Origin of the sequence: Amycolatopsis solani, from assembly GCF_033441515.1 — a bacterium.
Classification (GTDB): domain Bacteria; phylum Actinomycetota; class Actinomycetes; order Mycobacteriales; family Pseudonocardiaceae; genus Amycolatopsis; species Amycolatopsis solani.
Window position 1 is genome coordinate 1,643,921 of the sequence record NZ_JAWQJT010000003.1, and the last position, 23,842, is coordinate 1,667,762.

The following is a 23,842-nucleotide window of genomic DNA, read 5'->3' on the forward strand; positions in this document are numbered from 1 at the left end:
GCTGCCATGCGCCGAGTCCTCGCCGTCCTCGCCACCGCCGTCGCCGCGATCGGGCTCGTGAGCCCGGCCGCGGAAGCCCTGGAGAACGGCCTCGCCCGAACACCCCCGATGGGGTGGAACACGTGGAACACCTTCGAGTGCGACATCAACGAGACGCTCGTCAAGCAGACCACCGACCTCATGGTCAGCTCCGGGATGCGCGACCGCGGCTACACCTACGTCAACCTCGACGACTGCTGGATGACCCGCAACCGCGACGGCGCGGGCCACCTCGTCGCCGACCCCGCGAAGTTCCCCAGCGGCCTCAAGGCCCTCGGTGACTACATCCACGCGCGTGGGATGAAGTTCGGCATCTACGAGAGCGCCGGCACCGAAACCTGCCAGCACTACCCCGGCAGCCTCGGGCACGAGCAGGCCGACGCGAACAGCTTCGCGAGCTGGGGCGTCGACTACCTCAAGTACGACAACTGCGGCAGCCCCGCCGGGGAGAACCAGCAGGACTACGTCCGCCGCTACGCCGCGATGCGCGACGCGCTGAAGGCCACCGGCCGCCCGATCGCCTACAGCATCTGCGAATGGGGCAACTTCAGCCCGTCGACGTGGGCGCCGGACGTCGGCAACCTGTGGCGCACCACCGGGGACATCACCAACAACTGGGGCAGCATCGACTCGATCTACCGCCAGAACGTCGGTCTCGCGGCCGCCGCGAAACCCGGTGCCTGGAACGACCCGGACATGCTCGAAGTCGGCGACGGCATGGACTTCCAGGAGGACCGCGCCCACTTCACGCTGTGGGCCGCGATGGCCGCGCCGCTGATCGCGGGCGCCGACCTCCGCTCCGCCAGCGTCGCCACCTTCTCGACGTACCTCAACAGCGACGTCATCGCCGTCGACCAGGACCCGCTCGGCAAGCAGGCCACGCGGATCTCGTCGAGCGGCGGCCTCGACGTCCTGGCGAAGCCGCTCCAGGGCGGGGACGTCGCCGTGGTGCTGTTCAACGAAAACAGCAGCACCAAGACCGTCTCCACGACCACCGCCGCGGCCGGGCTGCCCGGCGCGTCGAGCTACCGGCTCACCAACCTGTGGACGAAAGAACAGACCACGAGCACCGGCACGATCAGCGCGGCCGTCCCGTCGCACGGCACCGTCGTCTACCGCGTCAAGGCCGGCGCGAGCGGCAGCAGCACCGCGCAACCGCTGCAGGGCGCGTCGTCCTCGCGCTGCATCGACGTCAACGGCAACGTCACCACACCCGGCACGAAGGTCGACATCTGGGACTGCGACGGCGGCCCGAACCAGACCTGGACGTTCACCAGCGCCGGCGAACTCAAAGCCGGTAACGGCCTCTGCCTCGACGCCAGCGAGGGTGGCACCACCGCGGGCACCAAGCTCATCGCCTGGACGTGTCACGGCGGCGCGAACCAGAAGTTCAAGCTCAACCCCGACGGCTCGATCACCGGCACGCAGACCGGCCTGTGCGTCGACGTCACCGGCGGCGACAAGCCCGCCGGCAACGTCAACGGCGTCCAGCTCGAACTGTGGGGCTGCAACGACGACGCCAACCAGAACTGGCAGCTCAGGTAGCGGTGAGGTGCTCCGGCCGCACCGGGACGCGGGTGAGCGCGAGCCCGGTCGCGGCCCGGATCGCCGCCACGATCGCGGGAGTCGAGGAGATCGTCGGCGGCTCGCCCACCCCGCGCAGGCCGTAGGGCGCGTGCGGGTCCGGGCGCTCCAGGACGTCGATGCTCATCGGCGGCATGTCCAGGACCGTCGGGATCAGGTAGTCGGTGAAGGAGGGGTTCCGGATCTTCCCGCCGGAGGTCTGGATCTCCTCCATCACCGCGAGCCCGAGCCCCTGCGCCGAGCCGCCCTGGATCTGGCCCAGCACGGCCTGCGGGTTCAGCGCCTTGCCGACGTCCTGAGCGCAGTCCAGCGAGACGACCTTCACCAGGCCCAGCTCGGTGTCGACGTCGACGACCGCCCGGTGCGCGGCGAAGGCGTACTGCACGTGCGCGGTCCCCTGCCCGGTCTCGGGATCCAACGCCGAAGTGGGCCGGTGCCGCCACTCGATCGTCTCGTCGTAGACGTCGTCGCCGAGGATGTCCACCAGGTCGGCGAGCACCTGACCGTCGGCCGCGACGAGCTTGCCGCCGACCACGCGCACCTTGGCGCCGAACCGGGACAGCAGCCGCGACCGCACCGCCACGCAGGCGGCTTGGACCGCGCCGCCGGTGACGTAGGTCTGGCGTGACGCCGACGTCGAGCCGCCGTTGCCGATCGAGGTGTCCATCGGCAGGACCGTCACCTGCTCGACGCCCAGTTCGGTCCGGACGATCTGCTGCATGATCGTCACCAGGCCCTGGCCGACCTCGCAGGCCGCGGTGTGCACGGTCGCCGCGGGCTCGCCGCCGACCAGCTGCAGGCGCACGCGAGCCGTCGAGTAGTCGTCGAAGCCTTCGGAGAAGCAGACGTTCTTGATCCCGACGGCGTAGCCGACCCCGCGGACGACGCCTTCGCCGTGCGTGGTGTTCGAGACGCCGCCCGGCATGTGCCGCAGGTCGAACGGCCGCTCCGGCGGCATCGGCTTGGCCCGCACCAGTTCGAGCAGTTCCGCGACCGGGGCGGCGGAGTCGACGACCTGGCCGGTCGGCATCAGGTCGCCCTCGCTCATCGCGTTGCGGACGCGGATCTCGACCGGGTCGAGGCCGCAGGCGTCCGCGAGCTTGTCCATCTGCGACTCGTAGCCGAAGGCGGCCTGCACCGCGCCGAAGCCACGCATGGCGCCGCACGGCGGGTTGTTCGTGTAGGTGCCCCAGCAGTCGACCGACGCGCTGTCCACTTTGTACGGTCCGACGCCGAGCGTGGCCGCGTTCGCGACCACCGCACCCGTCGAGGACGCGTACGCGCCGCCGTCGAGGTACAGGCGCGTGCGGACGTACACGAGCCGTCCGTCGCGGGTGGCGCCGTGCTCGTAGTACATCTTCGCCGGGTGGCGGTGGACGTGCCCGTAGAAGGACTCTTCGCGGTTGTAGACCATCTTCACCGGCTTACCGGTGTGCAGCGCCAGCAGGCACGCGTGCACCTGCATCGACAGGTCTTCGCGGCCGCCGAACGCCCCGCCGACGCCGCCGAGGGTCAGCCGCACCTTCTCGGTGGGCAGGCCCAGCGCGGCGACGATCTGCTGCTGGTCGACGTGCAGCCACTGCGTTGCGACGTAGAGGTCGACGCCGCCTTCGGTGTCCGGCACGGCCAGCCCGGACTCCGGGCCGAGGAACGCCTGGTCCTGCATCCCGACCTCGTAGACACCCGAGACGACGACGTCGGCCGTGACGTCCTGAGCGCCGTGGCGGATCTTCACGTGCCGGACGACGTTGCCCCCTTCGTGCAGCGAAGGCCCTTCGCCCGCGACAGCCGCTTCGGAGTCCGTGACGGGCTCCAGCTCCTCGTAGGAAACGACGATCCGCTTCATCGCGCGGCGCGCGGTCTCGGGGTGGTCGGCGGCGACGAGCGCGACCGGTTCACCCTGGTAGCGCACGACTTCCGACGCCAGCACCGGCTGGTCGGCGTGTTCGAGGCCGTAGCGGTTGACGCCCGGGACGTCCTCGTGCGTCAGCACCGCGTACACCCCCGGCACGGTGAGGGCGTCCGTGATGTCGATCGCCGTGATCCGCGCGTACGGGTGCGGGCTGCGCAGCGTCACGCCCCACACCATGTCGTCGTGCCACAGGTCCGAGGAGTAGGCGAACTCGCCGCGGACCTTGACGATCCCGTCGGGGCGCTGCGGCGACGTGCCGACGCCGCCGACCGGCTGCGTGGTGACGGTGGTGGTCATCTGGTCCCCCTCAACCGGGCGCTCGCGGCCGCCAGCTCGGCCGCGATTTCCGGCTCGTCCGCCTCGCGCAGCGTGGCGTCCTCGACGACGGCCTTGCCGCCGACGAACAGCCGGCGCAGCGGCGGGGTCGTGCCGAGCACGAGGGCCGCGACCGGGTCGGCGATGCCCGCGTAGTTCAGCCCGGTCAAGTCCCAGACGGCCAGGTCGGCGAGCTTGCCGGGTTCGATCGAGCCCAGGTCGTCCGCGCGGCCGAGGCAGCGGGCGCCACCCATCGTCCCCATCCACAGGGCCTCGCGCGTGGTCAGGCCGCGCGGCCCGCCGCGCTGGCGGGCCTGCAGCAACGCCTGGTGCAGTTCCTCGCCGAGGCCGCCGGACTCGTTGGACGCGGCCCCGTCGGCGCCGAGCCCGACCGGGACCCCGGCGTCGAGCAGGTCGCGGACCGGGGCGATGCCGGCGCCGATGCGGCCGTTGGACGTCGGGCAGTGCGCCGAACCGGTGCCGGTGGCGCCGAAGCGGCGGATCGCGTCGGGCGCGAGGTGGATGGTGTGTGCGAGCCAGACGTCGTCGGCGAGCCAGCCCAGCTTGTCGGCGTATTCGGCGGGCGTGCAGCCGACCTCGGCCAGGCACTGCTTTTCTTCGTCGACGGTCTCGGCGAGGTGCGTGTGCAGGCGGACGCCCTCGCGACGGGCCAGCTCGGCGGCGCCGGACATCAGCCGCTCGGTGACGGAGAACGGCGAGCACGGACCCACGGCGATCTGCAGGTGCGCACCCGGCGAAGCGTCGTGGAAGCGGCCGATCGCCGCTTCGGTGCCGGTCAGCGCCTCCTCGGTCGACTCGACGAGGTTGTCCGGCGGCAGGCCGCCGTCGGACTCGCCGCGGTCCATCGACCCGCGCACGACGTGCAGCCGGACGCCGATCCGCTGCCGGGCCGCCGCCAGCGCCGCGACCTGGTCACCGCCGTCGCGCGGGAAGACGTAGTGGTGGTCGGCGACGGTGGTGCAGCCGGTCAGCGCGAGCCGCGCCATCCCCGCCGTACCGGCCGCGTGCGTGATCTCGTCGTCGAGCCGGCCCCAGACCGGGTAGAGCGCGACCAGCCACTCGAAGAGCGTGTGGTCGGCGGCCATCCCGCGGGTCGCCCACTGGTAGAGGTGGTGGTGGGTGTTGATCAGGCCCGGCGTGACCAGGCACCCTTCGGCCTCGACGCGCTCGTCGAACTCCCCGGTGTACACGCCTTCGCCGACTTCGGCGATGCGGTCGTTCTCGACGACGACGTGGCCGGACGCGTACTCCTCGCCGGTGACCGTGGCGATCGCCGCGTTCGCGATGAGCGTCCTCACGCGACACCTCCCTTCGCGACCGCGCGCACCGCGTCGAGGATCTTCTCGTAGCCGGTGCAGCGGCACAGGTTGCCGGCGAGTGCCTCGCGGATCTCCTCGTCGGACGGATCGGGGACGCGGTTCAGCAGGTCGTGGGCGGCGACGACCAGGCCCGGCGTGCAGAAGCCGCACTGCACCGCGCCGTTGTCCACAAAGGACTGCTGGACGGGGTCGAGCGCGTCGCCGTCGGCCAGCCCCTCGACCGTGCGCACCACGCGGCCCTCGGCCTGGCCGGCCGCGACCAGGCAGGCGCACACCGGGACGTCGTCGAGGTAGACCGTGCAGGAGCCGCATTCGCCCTGCTCACAGGCGTTCTTCGAGCCCGGGAGGCCGAGCCGCTCGCGCAGGACGTAGAGCAGGCTTTCCCCTTCCCAGACGTCGTCCGCCTCGCGGTCCTCGCCGTTGATGGTCACGTTCAGGCGCATGCGCGCTCCCCCGTCCGGTGTTCGTCCCAAGCCCAGGTCAACGTACGCCGCGCTAGTACCCCCAACGCGTGCTTCCGATACGCGGCACTGCCCCGGACGTCGTCGATCGGCTGGGCGGCCGCGCCGACCAGGTCGCCGAAGCGGCGTTTCAGGGAGTCCGGCAGCGGCTCGGGCGACGTCCACGGCAGCTCGGCGGCCAGGAACTCTTCAGCCTCCCGGGCCCGGCGCGGGGTGGGCGCGGCGGAGCCGATCGCGGCGCCGACTTGGCCGTCGCGCAGGGCGAGCGCGAAGGAGCAGACCGCGATGACCATGGCGTTGCGCGTGCCGACCTTGGCGAACTGCTGCGGCCCGGCGTGCGCGGGCAGGTGGACGGCGGTGATCAGCTCGTCCGGGTCGAGGGCGTGGCGTTTCACGCCGACGTAGAACTCCTCCGCGCGCAGGAGCCGGGTCCCCCGGACGGAGGCCGCCTCGATCCGCGCGTCGAGGGCGAGCAGCACCGGGTGGGTGTCGCCGGCCGGGGACGCGGCGCCGAGGTTGCCGCCGACCGTGCCGCGGTTGCGGATCTGCGGCGAGCCGACCGTGCGCGAGGCCATGGCCAGCGCCGGGAGGGATTCACCCAGTTCGGCGATCACGCGGGTGTACGGGACGCCGGCGCCGAGCCGGACCGTCCCGTCCGATGTGGACCACGTCGTCAGCTCGGCGATCCGGGTCAGGTCCAGCAGGGCTTCGGGGCGCCGGTGGTCGAAGTTGAGCTCGACCATGACGTCGGTGCCGCCGGCGATCGGGACGGCGTCAGGGCGCTCGGCCTTGAGGGCCAGTGCCTCGGCGAGCGTCGCGGGACGCAGGAACTCCACTGTCGTTGCTCCTTCGTGAGGGCGATAGACCAGTAGACGCCGAAGCGGGCTGGGGCGGCAACGGCACGTCGCATGAAACGCACAGGAGCGAAACCCGGCGCGTTTGTGCTTTCCTACAAGCCTGATGACGACCGTGAAAACTCTGCTGGGCCTCCCCGGTCTGCGGCTGCGCCCGTGGGCCGGGGCCGACCTGCTCGACCGGCCGGTGACGCGCATCTACGTCACGGAGCTGCCCGACCCCGGACGGTACCTGTCGGCGGGCGAGCTGGTGCTGTCCGGCCTGCTCTGGTGGCGCCGCCCGGGCGACGCCGAGCCGTTCGTGGCCGCGCTGGCCCGGGCGGGCGCGGCGGCGCTGGCCGCGTCCGGCGCCGACTCCGGCGGGATCCCGGCCGACGTCGTCGACGCCTGCGAGCGGCACCGGATCCCGCTGCTCGAGGTGCCGGCCGACCTGTCGTTCTCGGTGATCACCGAGCAGGTGGTGCTGGCGCTGGCCGCCGCGTCCGACAGCGCGCGCAAACGTTTGCAGGCCGCCGCGGACGCGCCGGTCGAGACGCTGCTGGAGCGCGCTTCGGCCGAACTCGGGCTGCCGTGCTGGGTGCTCTCGGGCCTCGGCCGGGTGATCGCCGGGACCGCGCCGCTGCCGCTGCCCGCCGAAGACGTGGTCCGCCGGTACGCGGCGCGCAAGTCGGGGCCGCTGACGGTGGTCCCGGTCGAAGGGCGGCACGCCGTGCCGTGGCTGATCGCCGCCGGCGGCCCGTTGAGCACCGCGCAGGCCGAGCTGGCCGAGGAACTCGCGGGGCTGATCGGGGTCACGCGGGCGCGTGCCATCCCGGCCGAAGCCGAGTTGCCCGGCGAAGCCCGCGTCGTCGCACTGCGGACCGAAGGCAGCGACGAGAGCCGGGACGTCCTGCGGGAGCTGCTGCCGGACGGGCTCCTGCTGGAGTCCACCGGGGACACCTCGTACGCGGCGACCACCCATCTTCCGTCCACAGTGGAGTTGTCCACTGTAGAGCCGTTGCTCCGGTCCGCGCGGATCCTCTGCGGGGTCAGCGATCCGGCGCCGCGGGCCGAGGCGTGGGAGACCGCGCGGTACGCGGTGGGGGTGGCGGCCCGGCGCCCGGGCCGCGTCGTGGTCGTCCCCGCCGCCGAGGTGGCGGCGCACCAGCTGCTGCTCGCCGGGGCCCCGGACGGGCTGCGCGCGGCCCTGCGGCGGCGGGTTCTCGGGCCGCTCCTGGCCTACGACGCCGAGCAGCACACGGACCTGGTGCACACGGTGCGGGTGTTCCTGGAGTGCTCGGGCTCGCCGACGCGGGCGGCGAAGGCGTTGCACGTCCACGTCAACACGCTGCGCTACCGCATCGGCCGGGCGGGCGAACTGCTCGGCGCGGACCTGACCGAGTTCACCGACCAGCTCGACGTCTACCTCGCGCTGCGCATGGAGGAGTGAAGTGGAGATCACGTCGGCACAGCAGGCCGGGTACGACCCGCGGATCCTGGCCTTCGGCCGGCTCCAGGGCGCGGCGAACCGCCTCGAGTACCTGCTCGGGCGGGAGCTGGAACGCGAATGCGGGATCACGCACCTGATGTACGAGGTGCTGCTGATCGTCGGCCGCGCGGGCCCGGACGGGCTGACGATGCGCTCGATCGCGCAGGAGCAGGTCCTGACAACGGGCGGCGCGACCCGGCTGGTCGACCGGATGGCGGCGCTCGACCTGGTGACCCGCACCCCGTCCCCCCGCGACGGCCGCGTCCAGCTGGTGCGGCTGACCCCGCTGGGCGAGGAGACGACGGTCCGGGCCAGCCGCCTGCACGTGGAGAACATCGAGCAGTTCTTCTTCCGGCCGGTCCCGGCGGAGCACCGGGAGCGCTTCGCCGACGACTTGCGGGCATTGAGCCACGCGGCCCGCGACGCCCTCCCCCGGCTGCGCTGAAGCGCCCCAATGTGGCGTTCGGTGCGTCCAGCGCACCCAATGTGGCGTTCGGTGCGTCTGACGCAACCAACGCCACATTGGGGCGCTCGGGGCGGGCGGCCGGCTGCGGTGAGGCACACTGTCCCAGCGTGGGCAAGAAGAACCGCCGCAAGCGCGTAGCCGTCGAGGAAGCCGTCCCGTGGGCCGGGGCGGCCGCGACCGCCGAGGAAGCCCGCGACGCGCTGCTCACCGCCGGCTACGAGGTCGCGCGGGGTGTCCCCGGTGCGGCCCGGAAGCACGCGGACCGGTTCGCTCCCGGCCTCGACTTGCCCGCCGCGCTGGCCGACGCCGCCGACCTGGCCGGGCAGCAGCTGATCAGCCGGGTCTGCCGGGGCGGCTGGCTACCCATGGACCTCGACCAAGCCGCCCGACGGCACGTCGACGACTTCGCCCGGTCCTTCCTGCTCGACACGCTCGCCGCGTACGTCGAGCGGTTCGCGCCGGCCACCGTGCACCCCCGCTGGCGGGAGCAGCTCGAAGACACCGGCGCCACGCACTGGTGGCCGGAGCCGCACCTGACGCACTGGGCGGCGAAGCACATCCTGACCCCGGCCGAGGCGCTGACGACGGTGATCGAGGCGCTCGGCTTCCTGCTCACCCTGCCGGCCGTCACGCCCGTCCTGCCCGCGCCGGGGACCGCGGCACCGCAGCGGCCGGCGCACCACGCCGTCGACGAGAAGAAGCTCGGCCGGGTTCGCGCGCTGCTGGCGAAGGCCGAGTCGAGCTCGTTCCCCGACGAGGCCGAGGCCCTGTCGGCGAAGGCGCAGGAGCTGATGACCCGCTACGCCCTCGACCGCGTGCTGGTCGAGGCGGGTGAGGCCGCGCCCGACGTGCCGTCGGCCCGGCGGATCTGGCTCGACACGCCTTACGTCGACGCCAAGTCGCTGCTGGTCCACGTCGTCTCGAAGGCCAACCGGTGCCGCGCGATCTTCGACCCGCGCTGGGGGTTCGTCACCGTCGTCGGCGACGAGGACGACCTGGACGCCGTCGAGCTGCTGACGACGTCCCTGCTCGTCCAGGCGACGCGGGCGATGATCGCCGACCCGGCCGGGCGGTCCCGGGCGTTCCGGAAGTCGTTCCTCGTCGCCTACGCCACCCGGATCGGCGAGCGGCTCGACCAGGCCGCCGAAGCGACGATCGCGGACTCGCCGGACCCGGCCCGGCTGCTGCCGGTGCTGGCGTCGCACGAGCTGAAGGTGGCGTCGGCCTTCAGCGAGCGGTTCCCCGAAGTGGTGAGCAAATCGGTGACCGTGCGCAGCCACGAAGGCTGGGGCGCGGGCCGCGAGGCCGCCGACCGCGCCCGGCTCGGCGAGTGACCCTCAGCCCTCGCGCCGCGCGTACTTCTCCAGCTCCGGCCGCCCGAACGGCAGCTCGCCCCCGTCGAGTGCGCCGCAGTCGAGCCCGCGCAGCAAGTACACCGCCAGTGCCTGGGCCGTCGCCGGCTCGTCCAGCACTCCCCCGGCCACCTTCGACGCGTACGCCGTCAGCCGCTCGACCGCCTCGGGGAAGCCCGAGCGGTAGAACCGGTACGTCGCCGCGAACCGCGTCGGGAGCTGGTGGGGGTGCAGGTCCCAGCCCTGGTAGAAGCCGCGTTCCAGCGACCGCCGCACCAGGCGCAGGTGTTCGGCCCACGCCGCGGGCAGGGCGTCGCCGACCGGGAGCTTGTTCGTCGAGCCGTCCGACAGCCGGACGCCCGTGCCCGCCGCCGCGACCTGCATCAGGCCCTTGGCGAGGTCCGCCACCGGGTGCTCCATGCTCTGGTACGCCGCCGCGATGCCGAGGCCCGCGCTGTAGTCGTACGTCCCGTAGTGCAGCCCCGAGCACCGGCCGTCGGCCGCCTGCACGATCCGCGGCACCGAGAGCGTCCCGTCGAGGTCCACAATGGACTGGGACGTCTCGATCTGGACCTCGAACCGGAGCGTGCCCGCGGCGAGCTCGTACGCGGATTCCAGCCGGGCCAGCACTTCCGCCGCCACCGAGACCTGCTCGATCGCCGTCACCTTCGGCAGCGTGACGACGAACCCGGGCGGCAGCGGGCCATTGTCCAGCAGCCCGGTGAGGAACAGGTCGAGCGTGCGGATCCCGCGCCGGCGCGTCGCCGCTTCGAAGCTCTTGAACCGGATGCCGCAGAACGGCGTGCCGCCGGTGGTGGCCAGGGTGTGCCCGGCCGCCAGCGCGGCGGCGTCCTCGACGTCGTCGGGTACGCGGCCGTAGCCGTCCTCGAAGTCGATCCGCAGGTCCTCGATCGGCTCGGTGAGCAGCTTGGCGCGCACGCGTTCGTACTCGTCCGGGGCCAGGCCGAGCAGGTCTTCGTGCTCGACGAAGACGCGCATCGCGCGCTTGCCCCAGTCGGCGACCAGGCGCGTCCGGTACTGCGACGCCGGCACGTACACCGTGTGCACCGGCTGCCGTCCCGGCCGCTCGCCCGGGTACGCCGCCGCGACGCGCGCGTCGGCCGAAGCCAGGCGCGCGTCCGCGGCGGCGTAGACGTCTTCGGGAAGACGCACCTACTTGATCCGCTCGTACGCCGGCAGCGTCAGGAAGTCCGGGAACTCGTCGGCCAGCGCGACCTGCTCGAACAGCTCGACGGCGGGCTCCAGCAGCTCCGGCTTGAGCTCGCCGGCCAGCTCGCCGCGGACGTCGGCCAGCACGCCCCGCACCAGCTCCGAGGTGACGGTGTCGCCACTGTCCAAAGTGGTTCCGTTCTTGACCCACTGCCAGATCTGCGAGCGCGAGATCTCGGCGGTGGCGGCGTCCTCCATCAGGTTGTGGATGGCCGCCGCGCCGTTGCCGCCGAGCCAGGACGCGATGTAGCGGACGCCGACGTCCACCGCGGCGCGCAGGCCGGCCGCCGTCGCGCCACCCGGCGTCGAAGCGACGTCGAGCAGCTGGTCGGCGGTGACGCTCACCTCGTCGCGGGTGCGCCCCAGCTGGTTCGGCTGGTCGCCGAGCACCTTGTCGAACTCCTCCTTGCAGAGGGCGACCATGCCCGGGTGCGCAACCCAGGAGCCGTCGAAACCGTCGGCGGCCTCGCGGGACTTGTCCGCGTGCACCTTGTCGAAGGCACCCTTGTTGGCCTCGGGGTCCTTGCTCGGGATGAACGCGGCCATGCCGCCGATCGCGAACGCGCCGCGCTTGTGGCAGGTGCGCACGAGCAGCTCGGTGTAGGCGCGCATGAAGGGCGCGGTCATGGTGACGGAGTTGCGGTCCGGCAGCACGAACTTCTCGCCCGCGTCGCGGAAGTACTTGATCACGCTGAACAGGTAGTCCCAGCGGCCGGCGTTGAGGCCCGAGGCGTGCTCGCGCAGCTCGTAGAGGATCTCTTCCATCTCGAACGCGGCCGGGATGGTCTCGATCAGCACGGTCGCGCGGACGGTGCCGTGCTCGATGCCGAGCGCCTTCTCGGCGTGGGTGAAGACGTCGTTCCAGAGCCGCGCTTCGAGGTGGCTCTCCATCTTCGGCAGGTAGTAGTACGGGCCCTTGCCGCGCTCGATCAGCTCGGCCGCGTTGTGGAAGAAGTGCAGGCCGAAGTCGACGAGCGCGCCGATGCCTTCGCGGCCGCCGAACGTCAGGTGGCTCTCGGGCAGGTGCCAGCCGCGCGGGCGGACCACGATCGTGGCGTGCTCGACGTCGTCCTTCAGCGCGTAGCTCTTGCCGCCGCTCTCCAGCGTGATCGTCTCGCGGACGGCGTCGCGGAGGTTGACCTGGCCGGACACGACGTTCACCCAGTGCGGGGTGTTGGCGTCTTCGAGGTCGGCCAGCCAGACCTTCGCGCCGGAGTTGAGCGCGTTGATGGTCATCTTGCGGTCGGTCGGCCCGGTGATCTCGACGCGGCGGTCGCGCAGCGCCTCGGGCGCGCCGGCGACCTGCCAGTCGCTCTCGCGGATCTCCTTCGTCTCCGGCAGGAAGTCGAGCCTGCCGGTGGTCCGGGCTTCTTCGCGGCGCTTGCTCCGCGCCTGGAGCAGCTCGTCGCGACGGCCGGCGAAGGCGTCGTGGAGGCCGGCGAGGAAGGCGAGCGCCTCCGGCGTGAGGATCTCGTCGCCGCGCTCGACCGGGTCGCCCAGCACCTGGACTTCAGAAGACATGGGGAAACACCTCGAGGGTTCGGATCTTTGGATAACGGCCCTACGGTTTTCTACCAGCCGGACTATAGTTTCTGCATAGCGGAAGCTCAACGCCGACGTAAGGAGGGCCACCGTGCCGGCGGAGAAGAACGGTCGCGACGGCGGCGTCCAATCCCTGCAGCGCGCCTTCGAGCTGCTGGAACACCTCGCGGACACCGGCGGCGAGGCCAGCCTCTCGGAGCTGGCGACGCTGTCCGGGCTGCCGATGCCGACGATCCACCGGCTGATCCGCACCCTGGTCGACCTGGGCTACGTCCGCCAGAACACGAACCGGCGCTACGCACTGGGCGCCCGGCTCATCCGGCTGGGCGAGAACGCGAGCATGCAGTTCGGCGCGTGGGCGCGGCCGCTGCTGGCGGAGCTGGTCGAGGAGGTCGGCGAGACGGCGAACCTGGCGGTCCTGGAGCGCGACGAGGTCGTGTACGTGGCCCAGGTGCCCTCGAAGCACTCGATGCGCATGTTCACCGAGGTCGGCCGGCGGCTGCTGCCGCACGGGACGGGGGTGGGGAAGGCGATGCTGGCGCACCTGCCTCCCTCCGACGTGCGCTCGTTGCTCTCCCGGACGGGGATGCCCGCTTACACCGAGCACACGTTCACCGACGCGGACGCGCTGGCGGTGGAGCTTTCGCGGATCGCTTCGCAGGGGTACGCGCTGGACGAGGCCGAGCAGGAGCTGGGCGTCCGCTGCGTGGCGGTGGCGGTCCCGGGGGCCCCGGTCCCGGCGGCGGTGTCGGTGTCGGGCCCGTCGGGCCGGCTGACCGCCGAGGCGGTGGCGCACATCGCCCCGGCGGTGCAGCGGGTGGCGGACGCCCTGGGGGCGAGCCTTTCCCAGGCCCCACTATCAGTGTGACATAGGGTGATATCTAGTGACCGAAAGTGACCTACCCGCGGGAGTGTCGGACCCCGCCGGTAAAGTGACCGACATGGCAAGACTCGAAGACCTCGAAGCCCGCGTGACCGTTTTGGAAGAACAGGTGCGGTCAACTCGACAGGACGCCGCGGCGGCGCGCGTTCTCGCCGGGGCGGCGGACAGGGATGTCTCCGACTTCAAGCAAACCTTGAACGGCCACACCAAGGTGCAGAACGCGGTGCGCGAGACCCAGATGGAGCATGGTCAGCGGCTCGACGCGATCGAGTCCAAAATCGACAGCGGGTTCACCAAGATCAACGTCGGCATGGAGCAGATGAGCCGCTTGCTCCAGCAGGTCATCGACAAGAGCTGACCCCTCACGTCAGCTCCCCCGCCAGCAGGTCCATCAGCAGGCCGTCGTGCCAGCTGCCGTCCGGCGCCCGTTCGTAGCGGCGCAGCACGCCCACCGGGCGGAATCCCACCTTCGTGTACACCCGGATCGCCGTCTCGTTCGACGCCGCCGGGTCGATCGTCAGGCGGTGGTGGCCGCCGTCGAGGAGGTGGCGGGCCAGGGCGCGGAGGGCGTCCGTGCCGAGGCCGCGGCCGTGGAAGTCCGGGTGGACCGAGATGTCGATGCCCGCGTGGCGGTACTGCGGGTCGAGTTCCTCGCAACTCTGGATCAGGCCGACGACGACGTCGTCGAGCTCGATGACGTAGCAGGTGTACCCGTCCTCGACGGTGTACAGGCCTTCGGTTTCGGTGTCCGGGTCGCCCCACCAGCGGGCGACCTCCGGAGTGGCCAGGATTTCGTGCGCACGGGTGCGATCCGCTGGGCCGATCGGGCGCAGCCGTACCCGTTCGCCGTGAATGGCGGTCATCATTGTTCCTTCCTCGTAGCGATTGACGGCTTCGGAGCGTCTGCTACGGGGAGGGGCACGAGCGGAAATGCGTCAACCGGGCACACCGGGAGTGTGCGCCGCCGCACGGGCACCCGTCATCCGAATATCGCCGGAGGCCGCATGGACGTGCACACCGGCGCCCTGACCTGGCTCGCCCAGGGCGCCGCATCGAATCTGCTGGACCGCCTGGTCGACCGCGCCCTCGACGGCTCACCGCCGGCCCCGGCGTGGCCCCGCCCCGGCGGAACGCCGGCCGGCACCGTCGAGATCTCGGTGCGCCACCACTCCGCCGCGAAGGGCCGCACGCCGGTGATCCTCACGCTGCAGGAGAGCGGCAGCCGCACCGGCACGGTCTTCTCACTGGTGCTGGGCAACACGGCCCGCATCGCGGTCCCGGGCGGCGATTATTTCGGCGCGGCGATGGTGGTCGACCCGGCCCGCCGGACGTTGCAGGGCATCGGCTGGTCCCGCCTGACGGTCGCGGCGCGCCGGACGTCCCCGTGCCTCATCCCGGCCCACCGCCCGTCGGCACCGGTGATCCTGCAGCTGGGCCTGCGGAAGCCGGACGGGACGCCGTTGTTCCGGCTCTAGCGGGCATCAGGGAGAAGCCGGGCCGGCCTCAACCCAGCAGGGCGTCCACGAACGCGCCCGGCTCGAACGGGGCCAGGTCGTCCGGGCCTTCACCCAGCCCGACCAGCTTCACCGGCACGCCCAGCTCGCGCTGGACCTGGAACACGATGCCGCCCTTCGCGGTGCCGTCCAGCTTCGTCAGGACGATGCCCGTCACGTCGATGACCTCCGCGAACACGCGGGCCTGCATCAAGCCGTTCTGGCCCGTCGTCGCGTCCAGGACCAGCAGGACCTCGTCGACCTTTGCCTGCTTCTCCACGACGCGCTTGACCTTGCCCAGCTCGTCCATCAGGCCCGTCTTCGTGTGGAGGCGGCCCGCCGTGTCGACCAGGACCGCGTCGACGCCCGTGTCCACGCCGCGCTTGACCGCGTCGAACGCCACCGCGGCCGGGTCTGCGCCTTCCTTGCCGCGGACCACCTCCGCGCCCACGCGCTCGGCCCACGTCTGGAGCTGGTCGGCCGCTGCCGCGCGGAAGGTGTCCGCCGCGCCCAGCAGGACCGTCTTGTCCTGGGCCACCAGGACGCGGGCGAGCTTGCCCGTGGTCGTCGTCTTGCCCGTGCCGTTGACGCCGGCCACCAGGACCACCGCGGGCTGCTTCTTGCCGTCGACGATGTGCGGCAGGGCGCGGACCGCGCGCTCGCTGTCGGTCGACAGCTGGGCCGTCAGGACCTCGTGCAGCACCTCGCGGGCCTCGGCCGACGAGCGGATCGCGCGCCGCGAGAGCTCGTCGCGCAGGCGGTCGACGATCTGGGTCGTGGTGGCCGCGCCCAGGTCGGCCATCAGCAGCGTGTCTTCGACGTCCTGCCAGGAGTCCTCGTCGAGGTCGCCGGCGCCGAGCAGGCCGAGCAGGCTCGTGCCGAACACCGAGCGCGACTTCGCCAGGCGGCCGCGCAGGCGCTCCATGCGCCCGGTCGCCGGATCGATCTCCTCGACGACCGGTGCGGGCTCGTCCGGCAGCTTGACGTCGCGGACCGTGCGCTGCGCCGAATCGCGCGGCACGGCGGCGTCGTCGCCGACCGCGGGCTGGCCGTCGGTCTCCGGCCGCTCTTCGACCGGGTGCTCGACCTCGGTCCCGCCGGGCGCGAGCGCGATGCCCCCGCTGGCCGCGTAGGAGCCGCCCTTCGGTTTCTCCTCGACCGCGCGCTTCGCGTCCAGGCTGATCCGGCGCTTGCGCGCGACCAGCAGACCGGTCACCAGGAGGGCGACCAGCACGACGACGGCGAGGACTACGAACAGGAACCAGGTGCTCGACACGGGACCATCCTTTCATCCGCGCCGCACGGACCCGGACACCCCGTCCGCACAGGCAATTCATAACGACGTGGATCCCGATTGGGCCAAGACTTCACCAAGTGGGTTGCGTCACACGCAGGACCTGCACTAAACCCCTCCGGATGGGGATTCGCGCCAGCCACGGCTTCCGGGTCATAGGCCTGATTTCGGGCACGTCGGTGGACGGCATCGACGTGGCCGCCGCCGACCTGCACGCCGAAGACGACACGGTCGTGCTGACCCCGCTCGGCGAGCTCGACGTCCCGTACCCCGAACCGCTGCGTGAAGCCCTCCTGGCCGCCTTGCCGCCGAACCCCTGCACGGCCGGCGAGCTGACCCGGCTCGACACCGGCGTCGGGCAGGCGTTCGCCGACGCGGCCGCGCGCGGCGTCGAAGAGCTGGGCGGCACCGCGGACCTCGTCGCCTCGCTCGGCCAGACGGTGTTCCACTGGGTCGAAGACGGCCACGTCCGCGGCACGCTGCAGCTCGGCCAGCCCGCCTGGATCGCCGAGCGCACCGGGCTGCCGGTGCTCGCCGACCTGCGGGTCCGTGACGTCGCCGCGGGCGGTCACGGCGCTCCCCTGGCGAGCACGCTGGACCAGCTGTGGCTGCGCGGCCTCGCCCAGGACACCGGCCGCCCGGTCGCCGCGCTGAACCTCGGCGGCATCGCGAACATCACCGTCGTCGCCGACGGCGCGCCGGCGATCGCCTACGACACCGGCCCCGCCAACGCCCTGCTCGACGTCGCCGCCCACCGGGTCACCGGGCACCGCAGCGACGTCGACGGGCGGCTCGCGCTCGGCGGCTCGGTGCGCTCCGACCTGCTCGGCCGGCTGCTCGCCGACCCCTACTTCGCCGCCGCGCCGCCGAAGTCGACCGGCAAGGAGCACTTCAACGAGACCTACCTCGACGCCGCGCTGGCCGGCCTCGTCCCGGTCGACCCGGGCGACCTGCTCGCCACGCTGACCGAGCTGACCGCCGTGACCGTGGCCGACCAGTGCGTCCGCCACGGCGCCACGATCGTCATCGCCTCCGGCGGCGGCATCCGGAACCCGGCGGTGATGACGGCGCTGGCGCGGCACCTCCCGTCCGCGGTGCTCAAGACCAGCGACGACCTCGGGCTGCCCGGGGCCGGTAAGGAGGCGTACCTGACCGCGCTGCTGGGCTGGCTCACCTGGTGCGGCGTACCCGGTAGCGTCCCGTCGGCGACCGGTGCCCGCGGGCCGCGCCTGCTCGGGGCGCTCGTCCCGGGTGCCGGGCCCCTGATCCTTCCCGCCCCGCTGGGGGGCACCGTGACGCGGATGCGAGTCGCGGAGAAGACCGGATGCGAGTAGGAGAAGTCCATGCGCGGTGTTGACCTCGCGATCATCGTGGTCTACCTGGCGGCGATGCCGCTGATAGGCGTGCTCGTCGGCCGGAAGCAACGGTCGGCGGCCGACTACTTCGTCGGCGAGCGCAGCCTGCCGTGGGGCGCGGTGATGCTGTCCGTGGTGGCCACGGAGACCTCGACGCTGACCGTGATCAGCACGCCGGGCCTCGTCTTCGGCAACGCGTTCCTGTTCCTGCAGCTGGCCTTCGGCTACATCATCGGCCGGACGATCGCCGCGTTCGTGCTGCTGCCGCGGTACTTCCGCGGCAACCTGGTGAGCGCGTACGCGTTCCTCGGGAAGCGGTTCGGCTCCGGGCTGCAGGGCACGGCGTCGGTGACGTTCGTGATCACCCGGCTGCTCGCCGAGGGCGTGCGCCTGTTCGCCGGCGCGATCCCGATCAAGGTGATCCTCGGCCACTACAACATCCACCTGGACTACTGGGTGATCGTCGTCATCCTGACCGCGCTGACCCTGATCTACGCCTACATCGGCGGGATCAAGGCGGTCGTCTGGGTCGACGTCATCCAGCTGACGCTGTACCTCGGCGGTGCGGCGGTGGCCGCGATCGTGCTGCTGAACAAGCTGCCCGCCGACTGGGCCACGCAGGCGTCCGCGGACGGCAAGTTCATGCTCGTCGACTTCACGAAGAACCTGCTGACCAGCCCGTACGCGTTCATCACGGCGGTGCTCGGCGGCGCGGCGCTGTCGATGGCCTCGCACGGTGCCGACCAGCTGATCGCGCAGCGGCTGATGGCCACGCGCAGCCTGCGTGACGGCCAGAAGGCGCTCATCGGCAGCGGCATCATCGTCACCATCCAGTTCGCGCTGTTCCTGCTGGTCGGCGCGATGCTGTGGGTGTTCAACGGCCGCAAGTCCGTGGCGCAGCTGGGGTTGCAGAGCCCGGACGACGTGTTCTCGCGGTTCATCATCGACGACCTGCCGGTCGGGGTGTCCGGGCTGCTCATCGCCGGTGTGCTCGCCTCGACCATGGGTGCGCTGGCGTCGGCGCTCAACGCGCTTTCGACGTCCACTGTGGCCGATCTCTACCAGCGCTTCACCAAGCGCGCGCCCGAAGATTCGAAGCTGCTCAAGCACGGTCGCATGTGGACACTCATCTGGGCCGTCGTGTTCGCGGTGTTCGCGTCGCTGTTCTCCACCACGAAGAACTCGGTCATCGAGCTCGGCCTGGCGATCACCGGCTACACCTACGGCGCGCTGCTCGGGTCGTTCCTGCTCGGCCTGCTGATCAAGAAGGCCCGGCAGGTGGACGCGATCATCGCGTTCGTGGCCACGGTCGTCGTGATGGCGTTCGTGATCCTGGGCGTGAAGTTCAGCGCGAAGACCGGCGGCTTCATCGGGATCGACTTCAGCAAGGCGGCCGGGGACAAGGTCGCGCTCGCCTACCCGTGGTACACGCTGCTCGGCGTGGTGATCACGCTGGTCGTGGGCGGGTTGCTGGCACTGCGGCACCGCACGCCGGACCCGAAGGCGGCCGAAGCCGAAGCCGTGGGCGAAACCGAAGAGGTCACCACCGCCTGATCCTTCTGAACCGTTTCCGGCGGGCGCCCGTGTCGGTCTGCGGGAGCCCGCCGAGAAGCGGCGGGAGGACATCGAAGGTGGACTTCATGAAGCGGATGACGGTGGCGCTCGCGATCGGCGGCCTCCTCCTCGGCGGCGCGGCGACGGCCTCGGCCACCCCGGCGGGCACTCGCGTCCCCGACGCGATCAAGGTCCCGGCGGGCAACAAGGCCCTGGCCGCGTACCCCGCCGAAGGCGTGCAGATCTACGGGTGCACGGCCGGGGCGTGGACGCTGATCCAGCCCGCGGCGGTGCTGTCGAAACACGGCAAGCCGGTGGCGCTGCACAGCAAGGGCCCGGTCTGGACGTCCATCGTGGACGGCAGCACGGTCGGCGCGGCGGCGGTGGCCAACGCCCCGCGGGACGGCGCGATCCCGGAGCTGCTGCTCAAGGCGAACCTGAACACCGGCGACGGGATCTTCTCGAAGGTGACGTACATCCAGCGCCTCCACACGCGCGGCGGCGTCGCCCCGGCCGGGACGTGCACGGACGGCGCGCAGACCGCGGTGCGCTATTCGGCCGACTACGCGTTCTGGGTCGCGGGCTAGCGCTCGGTGCAAGTGGTCGTGAGTGTTTAGGACGGTTCTAACCGTCCTAAACACTCACGACCAGCCGCGGCAGACTTGGTCAGCCGGCCGGGACAGGCTCTTCCTCCGCCGTGCGCAGGCGCTGGGAGATCACCTTCGTGATGCCGTCGCCCTGCATGCTGACGCCGTAGAGCGCGTCGGCGATCTCCATCGTCGGCTTCTGGTGGGTGATGATGATCAGCTGCGACGAGTCGCGCAGCTGCTCCAGCAGGCCGATCAGGCGGCGCATGTTGGTGTCGTCGAGCGCCGCCTCGACCTCGTCCATCACGTAGAAGGGCGAGGGGCGGGCGCGGAAGATCGCGACCAGCATGCCGACCGCGACCAGCGACTTCTCGCCACCGGACAGCAGCGACAGCCGCTTGACCTTCTTGCCCGGCGGGCGGGCTTCGACGTCGACGCCGGTGCTGAGCAGGTCGTCCGGCTGGGTGAGGACCATCCGGCCCTCGCCACCCGGGAACAGCACGCTGAACACCGTCTCGAACTCGCGAGCAACGTCCGCGTAGGCGCCGGCGAAGACCTCGAGGATCTTCTCGTCGACCTGCTTGATGACGGCTTCGAGGTCCTTGCGGGTGTCCTTGAGGTCTTCCAGCTGCGTGGAGAGGAACTTGTACCGCTCCTCCAGCGCCGCGAACTCCTCCAGCGCGAGCGGGTTCACCTTGCCCAGCAGGGAAAGGTCCTTCTCGGCGCGCTTGGCGCGACGGGCCTGGGTGTCGCGGTCGTACGGCATCGGCGGCGGCGGGGTGACGTCCTCGCCGCGGTCCTTGGCCGCTTCGTACTCGGCCATCTCGCCGGCGCTCGGCGGGACCGGGACGTCCGGACCGTACTCCTGGACGAGGTCCGTGAGGCCGATGCCGAAGTCCTCGGCGATCTTCGCTTCGAGGGTCTCCAGGCGCAGCCGCTGCTCGGCGCGCAGGACCTCGTCGCGGTGGACGGCGTCGGTCAGCTTCTCCAGCTCGCCGGTCAGCTCGCGGACCTTGGCGCGGACGCCGGTCAGCGCCTGCTCGCGGCTCTGGCGGCGGGCCTGGACCTGGTCGCGTTCGGTGGCCGCGCGCTGGACGGAGTGCTCGATGCGCTCCAGCGCCAGCTCGCCGCCGTTGACGACGGCGTTGGCGATCTCGGCGCCGCGCTTGCGGGCCGCGGCCGCGCGCTCGGCGCGTTCACGGGCTTGCTGCTCGGCGTGCGCGGCGCGGCGGAGCCCCTCGGCCTTGCCCGCGATGCTGCGCGCCCGCTCTTCGGCGGTGCGCTGCGCGAGCCGCGCCTCCATCTCCTGCTGTCGGACGACGGCCAGCTCCTCGACGGCGGCGTCGCGCTCGGCGGTGTCCGGGTCGTCCTCGACGGGCTGCTCGGCGACGGCGGCGAGCCGTTCCTCCAGCTCGGCGAGCTGGGCCAGCGCCTGGACGCGGCTCTGCTCGACCTTCGCGCGCTGCCCGGAGAGCCGCTCGACCTCGGCCTGGGCCTGGCGGGCGGCCTGCTGCATCCGGTTGAGCCGCTCCGACGAGCGGGCCTTGCGGACCTTCGCCTCGCCGAGCGCGTCCTTGGCCTGCGAGACCTCTTCGCGGCGGGCCTGCTGCTCGGCGCGGGCGCCTTCCAGCTCGGCCGCGTAGCGCTCCAGGGAGCGCTCGGCCAGGCGCAGGCGCTCCGCCGCCTCGTCGACGGCGGCCTGGACCTCGATGACGCTCTCGCGCTTGCCGGAGCCGCCGATCGCCCAGCGGGCGCCGAAGACGTCGCCCTCGGCGGTGACCGCGCGGACCTCCGGGTGCACCGCCACCAGCCGGCGGGCGGCGTCGAGGTCGCGGACCAGGGCGAGCTTGTCGAGGGCCTCTTCGACGGCGGGGCGCAGCTGCGCGGGCGCCGAGACGACTTCGCGGGCCCACCGCGCGCCTTCCGGCAGCGACGGCCACGAGTACGTGTCCACAGTGGACTCGGGACCACCGAGCAGGATGCCCGCGCGGCCGGAGTCGGTGTCCTTCAGGTACTTCAGGGCGCGCAGGGCGTCTTCGCCGCCGGTGACGGCGACCGCGTCGGCCACCGGGCCGAGCGCCGCGGCCAGCGCCACCTCGTGGCCGGGCTCGACGGTGAGCAGCGCGGCGACCGAGCCGAGCAGGCCCGGCAGCTCGTGGGACGCGCCGAGCAGCGCGCCCGCGCCGTCCTTGCGCTTGAGGCCCATCGAGAGCGCCTCGACGCGTGCCTTGTCGGACGCGATCTCGCGCTCGGCCGCGCGTTCGGCCTTGACCAGCTCTTCGACGCGCGCCTTGGCCGCGTTGTTGGCCTCGACCGCCCGGTCGTGGCGGTCCATCAGGCCGGCGTCGTCGGACTCTTCGACACCGCCCTCGGCCTTGGCCATTTCGAGTTCTTCGACGGCGATCTCGGCGCGCTCGGCGGCCTCTTCGAGGGAGACGCTGAGGCGGTCGATCTCGTCGGAGGTGGCGCCGTTCTTGCTGCGCAGCGCCTCGACCTGGCCGGTCAGCTTGGCCATGCCCTCGCGGCGGTCGGCGATGGCGCGGACGGCGGCCCAGTGCGCGCGCTCGGCGGCCTGGACGCGCTGTTCGAGGTCTTCGCGGCGCAGCACCGTCTCGGCGAGCAGCTCCCGGGCCTCCATGACGGCCTCGTTGAGCTCCTCTTCCTGCTCGGCGACGCGCTCGGCCTCTTCGAGGAGCTCCTCGGGGTCGCGGCCGCCGGTCGACGTCGAGACGTCGGCGGAGAGGTGCCGCTGCCGCTCGACGGCGAGGCGGACGGTGCCGCGGAGGCGCTCGGCCAGCGCGGAGAGCTTGTACCAGGTCTCCTGGGCGGTCTGCAGGAGCGGAGCGTCCTCGGCGAGCGAGGCCTCCAGCTCGGCTTCTTCGGCGGAGACGATCTCGAGGTGCTGCTCGACCTCGGCACGGCGCTGGCGGGCGGTGCGCTCGTCGGCCTCCTCGCGCGCGATCGCGTCACGCTGGGTGACCAGGTCGTCGGCGAGCAGGCGCAGGCGGGAGTCGCGCAGCTCGGACTGGACCGACTGGGCCTTGCGGGCGATCTCGGCCTGCTTGCCCAGCGGCTTGAGCTGGCGGCGCAGCTCGGTCGTCAGGTCGCCGAGGCGGTCGAGGTTGCCCTGCATGTTGGCCAGCTTGCGCAGGGTCTGTTCCTTGCGCTTGCGGTGCTTGAGGACGCCGGCGGCCTCTTCGATGAAGGCGCGGCGCTCTTCGGGCTTGGACTCGAGGATCGCCGAGAGCTGGCCCTGCCCGACGATGACGTGCATTTCGCGGCCGATGCCGGAGTCCGAGAGCAGCTCCTGGACGTCCATCAGGCGGCAGCGGTCGCCGTTGATCTCGTACTCGCTCGCGCCGTCGCGGAACATCCGGCGGGTGATCGACACCTCGGAGTACTCGATGGGGAGCGCGCCGTCGGCGTTGTCGATGGTGAGGGTGACCTCGGCGCGGCCGAGCGGGGCGCGGCCCGCGGTGCCGGCGAAGATGACGTCCTCCATCTTGCCGCCGCGCAGGTCCTTGGCGCCCTGGGTGCCCATGACCCAGCGCAGCGCGTCCAGCACGTTCGACTTGCCGGAGCCGTTCGGCCCGACCACGCAGGTGATCCCGGGCTCGAAGCGCAGCGTGGTGGCCGAGGCGAAGGACTTGAAGCCCTTCAGCGTCAAGCTTTTCAGGTGCACTGGGTGCTGACCCCTCTGGCTGCCGGTACTGGCGTTTCAATCGTCCCAGGCTACCTGGGGGCCTTCGGGGCCCGCCGGACGCGCCCCCTCCTCGGCGCGCCTAGCACACGAGGCCCCACCCCGGCAACCCTCCGTCACCGCTCGACGAAGCCGTCCAGTCCCCCTTTCGGGTCAGACCAGCGCTCGGCGACGTGCTCCACACTTCCGGGTGATTCTCCCGACCGCAGCGCCGTCAGCAGCCGCTCACAGTGGTCACGACTACCCTCCGCTACGACCTCGACACGGCCGTCGGCCAGGTTGCTCGCGCTCCCGACCAGCCCGAGTTCGAGCGCACGGCTGCGCGTCCACCAGCGGAAACCGACACCCTGGACCCGGCCTCGCACCCACGCCGTCAGCCGGGTGTTCGTTTCTTGCTCACTCACGCTTTTCCT

General features: G+C 71.9%; 20 protein-coding genes. 10 read left to right on the forward strand and 10 right to left on the reverse strand.

The genetic code is table 11. The features are described 5' to 3' along the window. Positions 1 to 6 precede the first annotated feature (6 nt). A complete protein-coding gene (locus SD460_RS40305; protein WP_290049923.1) occupies positions 7 to 1,584 on the forward strand; it encodes a glycoside hydrolase family 27 protein in 1,578 nt (525 codons plus the stop codon). Here the strand turns inward: SD460_RS40305 and pucD are convergent. Genes pucD through SD460_RS40325 form a run of 4 tightly spaced genes read right to left on the reverse strand, consistent with a single transcriptional unit; the run spans position 1,577 to position 6,487 of the window. Next, on the reverse strand, positions 1,577 to 3,832 hold the full coding sequence (gene pucD / locus SD460_RS40310) for a xanthine dehydrogenase subunit D (protein WP_290049922.1): 2,256 nt from the start codon (positions 3,830 to 3,832) through the stop codon (positions 1,577 to 1,579). The genes SD460_RS40305 and pucD overlap by 8 nt on opposite strands. Continuing rightward, the gene (locus tag SD460_RS40315) at positions 3,829 to 5,169 is read right to left on the reverse strand and encodes an 8-oxoguanine deaminase (protein ID WP_318307533.1); all 1,341 of its coding nucleotides are present in this window, start codon (positions 5,167 to 5,169) and stop codon (positions 3,829 to 3,831) included. The genes pucD and SD460_RS40315 overlap by 4 nt, the downstream gene beginning before the upstream one ends. Beyond that, positions 5,166 to 5,633 (reverse strand): (2Fe-2S)-binding protein, encoded by a 468-nt coding sequence (locus SD460_RS40320; RefSeq protein WP_290049919.1) that lies wholly within the window; start codon positions 5,631 to 5,633, stop codon positions 5,166 to 5,168. The genes SD460_RS40315 and SD460_RS40320 overlap by 4 nt, the downstream gene beginning before the upstream one ends. After that, positions 5,624 to 6,487 (reverse strand): FAD binding domain-containing protein, encoded by an 864-nt coding sequence (locus SD460_RS40325; protein WP_290049918.1) that lies wholly within the window; start codon positions 6,485 to 6,487, stop codon positions 5,624 to 5,626. The genes SD460_RS40320 and SD460_RS40325 overlap by 10 nt, the downstream gene beginning before the upstream one ends. Before the next feature lie 124 nt (positions 6,488 to 6,611). Here SD460_RS40325 and SD460_RS40330 point away from each other — a divergent pair, with 124 nt between their 5' ends. The 3 genes from SD460_RS40330 (at position 6,612) to SD460_RS40340 (ending at position 9,773) form a co-directional block, all read left to right on the forward strand. After that, a complete protein-coding gene (locus tag SD460_RS40330; protein WP_318307534.1) occupies positions 6,612 to 7,934 on the forward strand; it encodes a PucR family transcriptional regulator in 1,323 nt (440 codons plus the stop codon). Position 7,935: 1 nt separating this feature from the next. Continuing rightward, complete coding sequence (locus SD460_RS40335; RefSeq protein WP_290049916.1) at positions 7,936 to 8,418, forward strand: MarR family winged helix-turn-helix transcriptional regulator; 483 nt, start codon at positions 7,936 to 7,938, stop codon at positions 8,416 to 8,418. A 128-nt stretch (positions 8,419 to 8,546) separates the two neighbouring features. Then, positions 8,547 to 9,773, forward strand: coding sequence for a DUF2786 domain-containing protein (locus SD460_RS40340; protein WP_290049915.1), 1,227 nt, complete (start codon positions 8,547 to 8,549; stop codon positions 9,771 to 9,773). Between the two features lie 3 nt (positions 9,774 to 9,776). Here SD460_RS40340 and SD460_RS40345 read toward each other — a convergent pair whose 3' ends face one another. Beyond that, the gene (locus tag SD460_RS40345) at positions 9,777 to 10,964 is read right to left on the reverse strand and encodes a DUF6986 family protein (RefSeq protein WP_290049914.1); all 1,188 of its coding nucleotides are present in this window, start codon (positions 10,962 to 10,964) and stop codon (positions 9,777 to 9,779) included. Next, a complete protein-coding gene (gene aceB / locus SD460_RS40350) occupies positions 10,965 to 12,542 on the reverse strand; it encodes a malate synthase A (protein WP_290049912.1) in 1,578 nt (525 codons plus the stop codon). A gap of 112 nt (positions 12,543 to 12,654) precedes the next feature. Here aceB and SD460_RS40355 point away from each other — a divergent pair, with 112 nt between their 5' ends. Together SD460_RS40355 and SD460_RS40360 are read left to right on the forward strand one after the other, a co-directional pair. Next, positions 12,655 to 13,431, forward strand: coding sequence for an IclR family transcriptional regulator (locus tag SD460_RS40355; protein WP_318307535.1), 777 nt, complete (start codon positions 12,655 to 12,657; stop codon positions 13,429 to 13,431). Positions 13,432 to 13,504: 73 nt separating this feature from the next. Continuing rightward, a complete protein-coding gene (locus SD460_RS40360) occupies positions 13,505 to 13,804 on the forward strand; it encodes a hypothetical protein (protein WP_290049908.1) in 300 nt (99 codons plus the stop codon). A gap of 4 nt (positions 13,805 to 13,808) precedes the next feature. Here the strand turns inward: SD460_RS40360 and SD460_RS40365 are convergent, their stop codons facing one another. Beyond that, positions 13,809 to 14,309, reverse strand: a complete 501-nt coding sequence (locus tag SD460_RS40365) for a GNAT family N-acetyltransferase (protein ID WP_290049906.1) — start codon at positions 14,307 to 14,309, stop codon at positions 13,809 to 13,811. Between the two features lie 141 nt (positions 14,310 to 14,450). On the opposite strand from SD460_RS40365, the gene SD460_RS40370 reads away from it, so the two are divergent. Then, positions 14,451 to 14,921, forward strand: a complete 471-nt coding sequence (locus SD460_RS40370) for a hypothetical protein (RefSeq protein WP_290049904.1) — start codon at positions 14,451 to 14,453, stop codon at positions 14,919 to 14,921. 28 nt (positions 14,922 to 14,949) lie between these two features. On the opposite strand, the gene ftsY is transcribed toward SD460_RS40370, so the two are convergent. After that, positions 14,950 to 16,215, reverse strand: coding sequence for a signal recognition particle-docking protein FtsY (gene ftsY / locus SD460_RS40375; protein ID WP_290049903.1), 1,266 nt, complete (start codon positions 16,213 to 16,215; stop codon positions 14,950 to 14,952). A 140-nt stretch (positions 16,216 to 16,355) separates the two neighbouring features. Here ftsY and SD460_RS40380 point away from each other — a divergent pair, with 140 nt between their 5' ends. From SD460_RS40380 to SD460_RS40390, 3 genes are all read left to right on the forward strand, one after another. Continuing rightward, on the forward strand, positions 16,356 to 17,567 hold the full coding sequence (locus tag SD460_RS40380; RefSeq protein WP_290049900.1) for an anhydro-N-acetylmuramic acid kinase: 1,212 nt from the start codon (positions 16,356 to 16,358) through the stop codon (positions 17,565 to 17,567). A 9-nt stretch (positions 17,568 to 17,576) separates the two neighbouring features. Beyond that, entirely contained in the window at positions 17,577 to 19,142 is a 1,566-nt protein-coding gene (locus SD460_RS40385; RefSeq protein ID WP_290049899.1) for a sodium:solute symporter, read from the forward strand. 86 nt (positions 19,143 to 19,228) lie between these two features. After that, entirely contained in the window at positions 19,229 to 19,729 is a 501-nt protein-coding gene (locus SD460_RS40390; protein ID WP_290049898.1) for a DUF3455 domain-containing protein, read from the forward strand. 79 nt (positions 19,730 to 19,808) lie between these two features. Here the strand turns inward: SD460_RS40390 and smc are convergent, their stop codons facing one another. Both smc and SD460_RS40400 read right to left on the reverse strand, forming a co-directional pair. Beyond that, positions 19,809 to 23,411 carry a chromosome segregation protein SMC gene (gene smc, locus SD460_RS40395; protein WP_290049897.1) on the reverse strand — a complete coding sequence of 1,201 codons (3,603 nt, stop codon included), beginning with the start codon at positions 23,409 to 23,411 and terminating at the stop codon, positions 19,809 to 19,811. 134 nt (positions 23,412 to 23,545) lie between these two features. Beyond that, complete coding sequence (locus SD460_RS40400; protein ID WP_290049895.1) at positions 23,546 to 23,833, reverse strand: acylphosphatase; 288 nt, start codon at positions 23,831 to 23,833, stop codon at positions 23,546 to 23,548. Between the last annotated feature and the right edge of the window lie 9 nt (positions 23,834 to 23,842).

What these genes read in the sequence shown, in the direction of transcription:
- SD460_RS40305 (WP_290049923.1), top strand. Translation starts at nt 7, where the DNA reads ATGCGCCGAGTCCTCGCCGTCCTCGCCACCGCCGTCGCCGCGATCGGG.
- pucD (WP_290049922.1), bottom strand. Translation starts at nt 3,832, where the DNA reads ATGACCACCACCGTCACCACGCAGCCGGTCGGCGGCGTCGGCACGTCG.
- SD460_RS40320 (WP_290049919.1), bottom strand. Translation starts at nt 5,633, where the DNA reads ATGCGCCTGAACGTGACCATCAACGGCGAGGACCGCGAGGCGGACGAC.
- SD460_RS40330 (WP_318307534.1), top strand. Translation starts at nt 6,612, where the DNA reads ATGACGACCGTGAAAACTCTGCTGGGCCTCCCCGGTCTGCGGCTGCGC.
- aceB (WP_290049912.1), bottom strand. Translation starts at nt 12,542, where the DNA reads ATGTCTTCTGAAGTCCAGGTGCTGGGCGACCCGGTCGAGCGCGGCGAC.
- SD460_RS40360 (WP_290049908.1), top strand. Translation starts at nt 13,505, where the DNA reads ATGGCAAGACTCGAAGACCTCGAAGCCCGCGTGACCGTTTTGGAAGAA.
- SD460_RS40365 (WP_290049906.1), bottom strand. Translation starts at nt 14,309, where the DNA reads ATGACCGCCATTCACGGCGAACGGGTACGGCTGCGCCCGATCGGCCCA.
- SD460_RS40370 (WP_290049904.1), top strand. Translation starts at nt 14,451, where the DNA reads ATGGACGTGCACACCGGCGCCCTGACCTGGCTCGCCCAGGGCGCCGCA.
- SD460_RS40380 (WP_290049900.1), top strand. Translation starts at nt 16,356, where the DNA reads ATGGGGATTCGCGCCAGCCACGGCTTCCGGGTCATAGGCCTGATTTCG.
- SD460_RS40385 (WP_290049899.1), top strand. Translation starts at nt 17,577, where the DNA reads ATGCGCGGTGTTGACCTCGCGATCATCGTGGTCTACCTGGCGGCGATG.
- SD460_RS40390 (WP_290049898.1), top strand. Translation starts at nt 19,229, where the DNA reads ATGAAGCGGATGACGGTGGCGCTCGCGATCGGCGGCCTCCTCCTCGGC.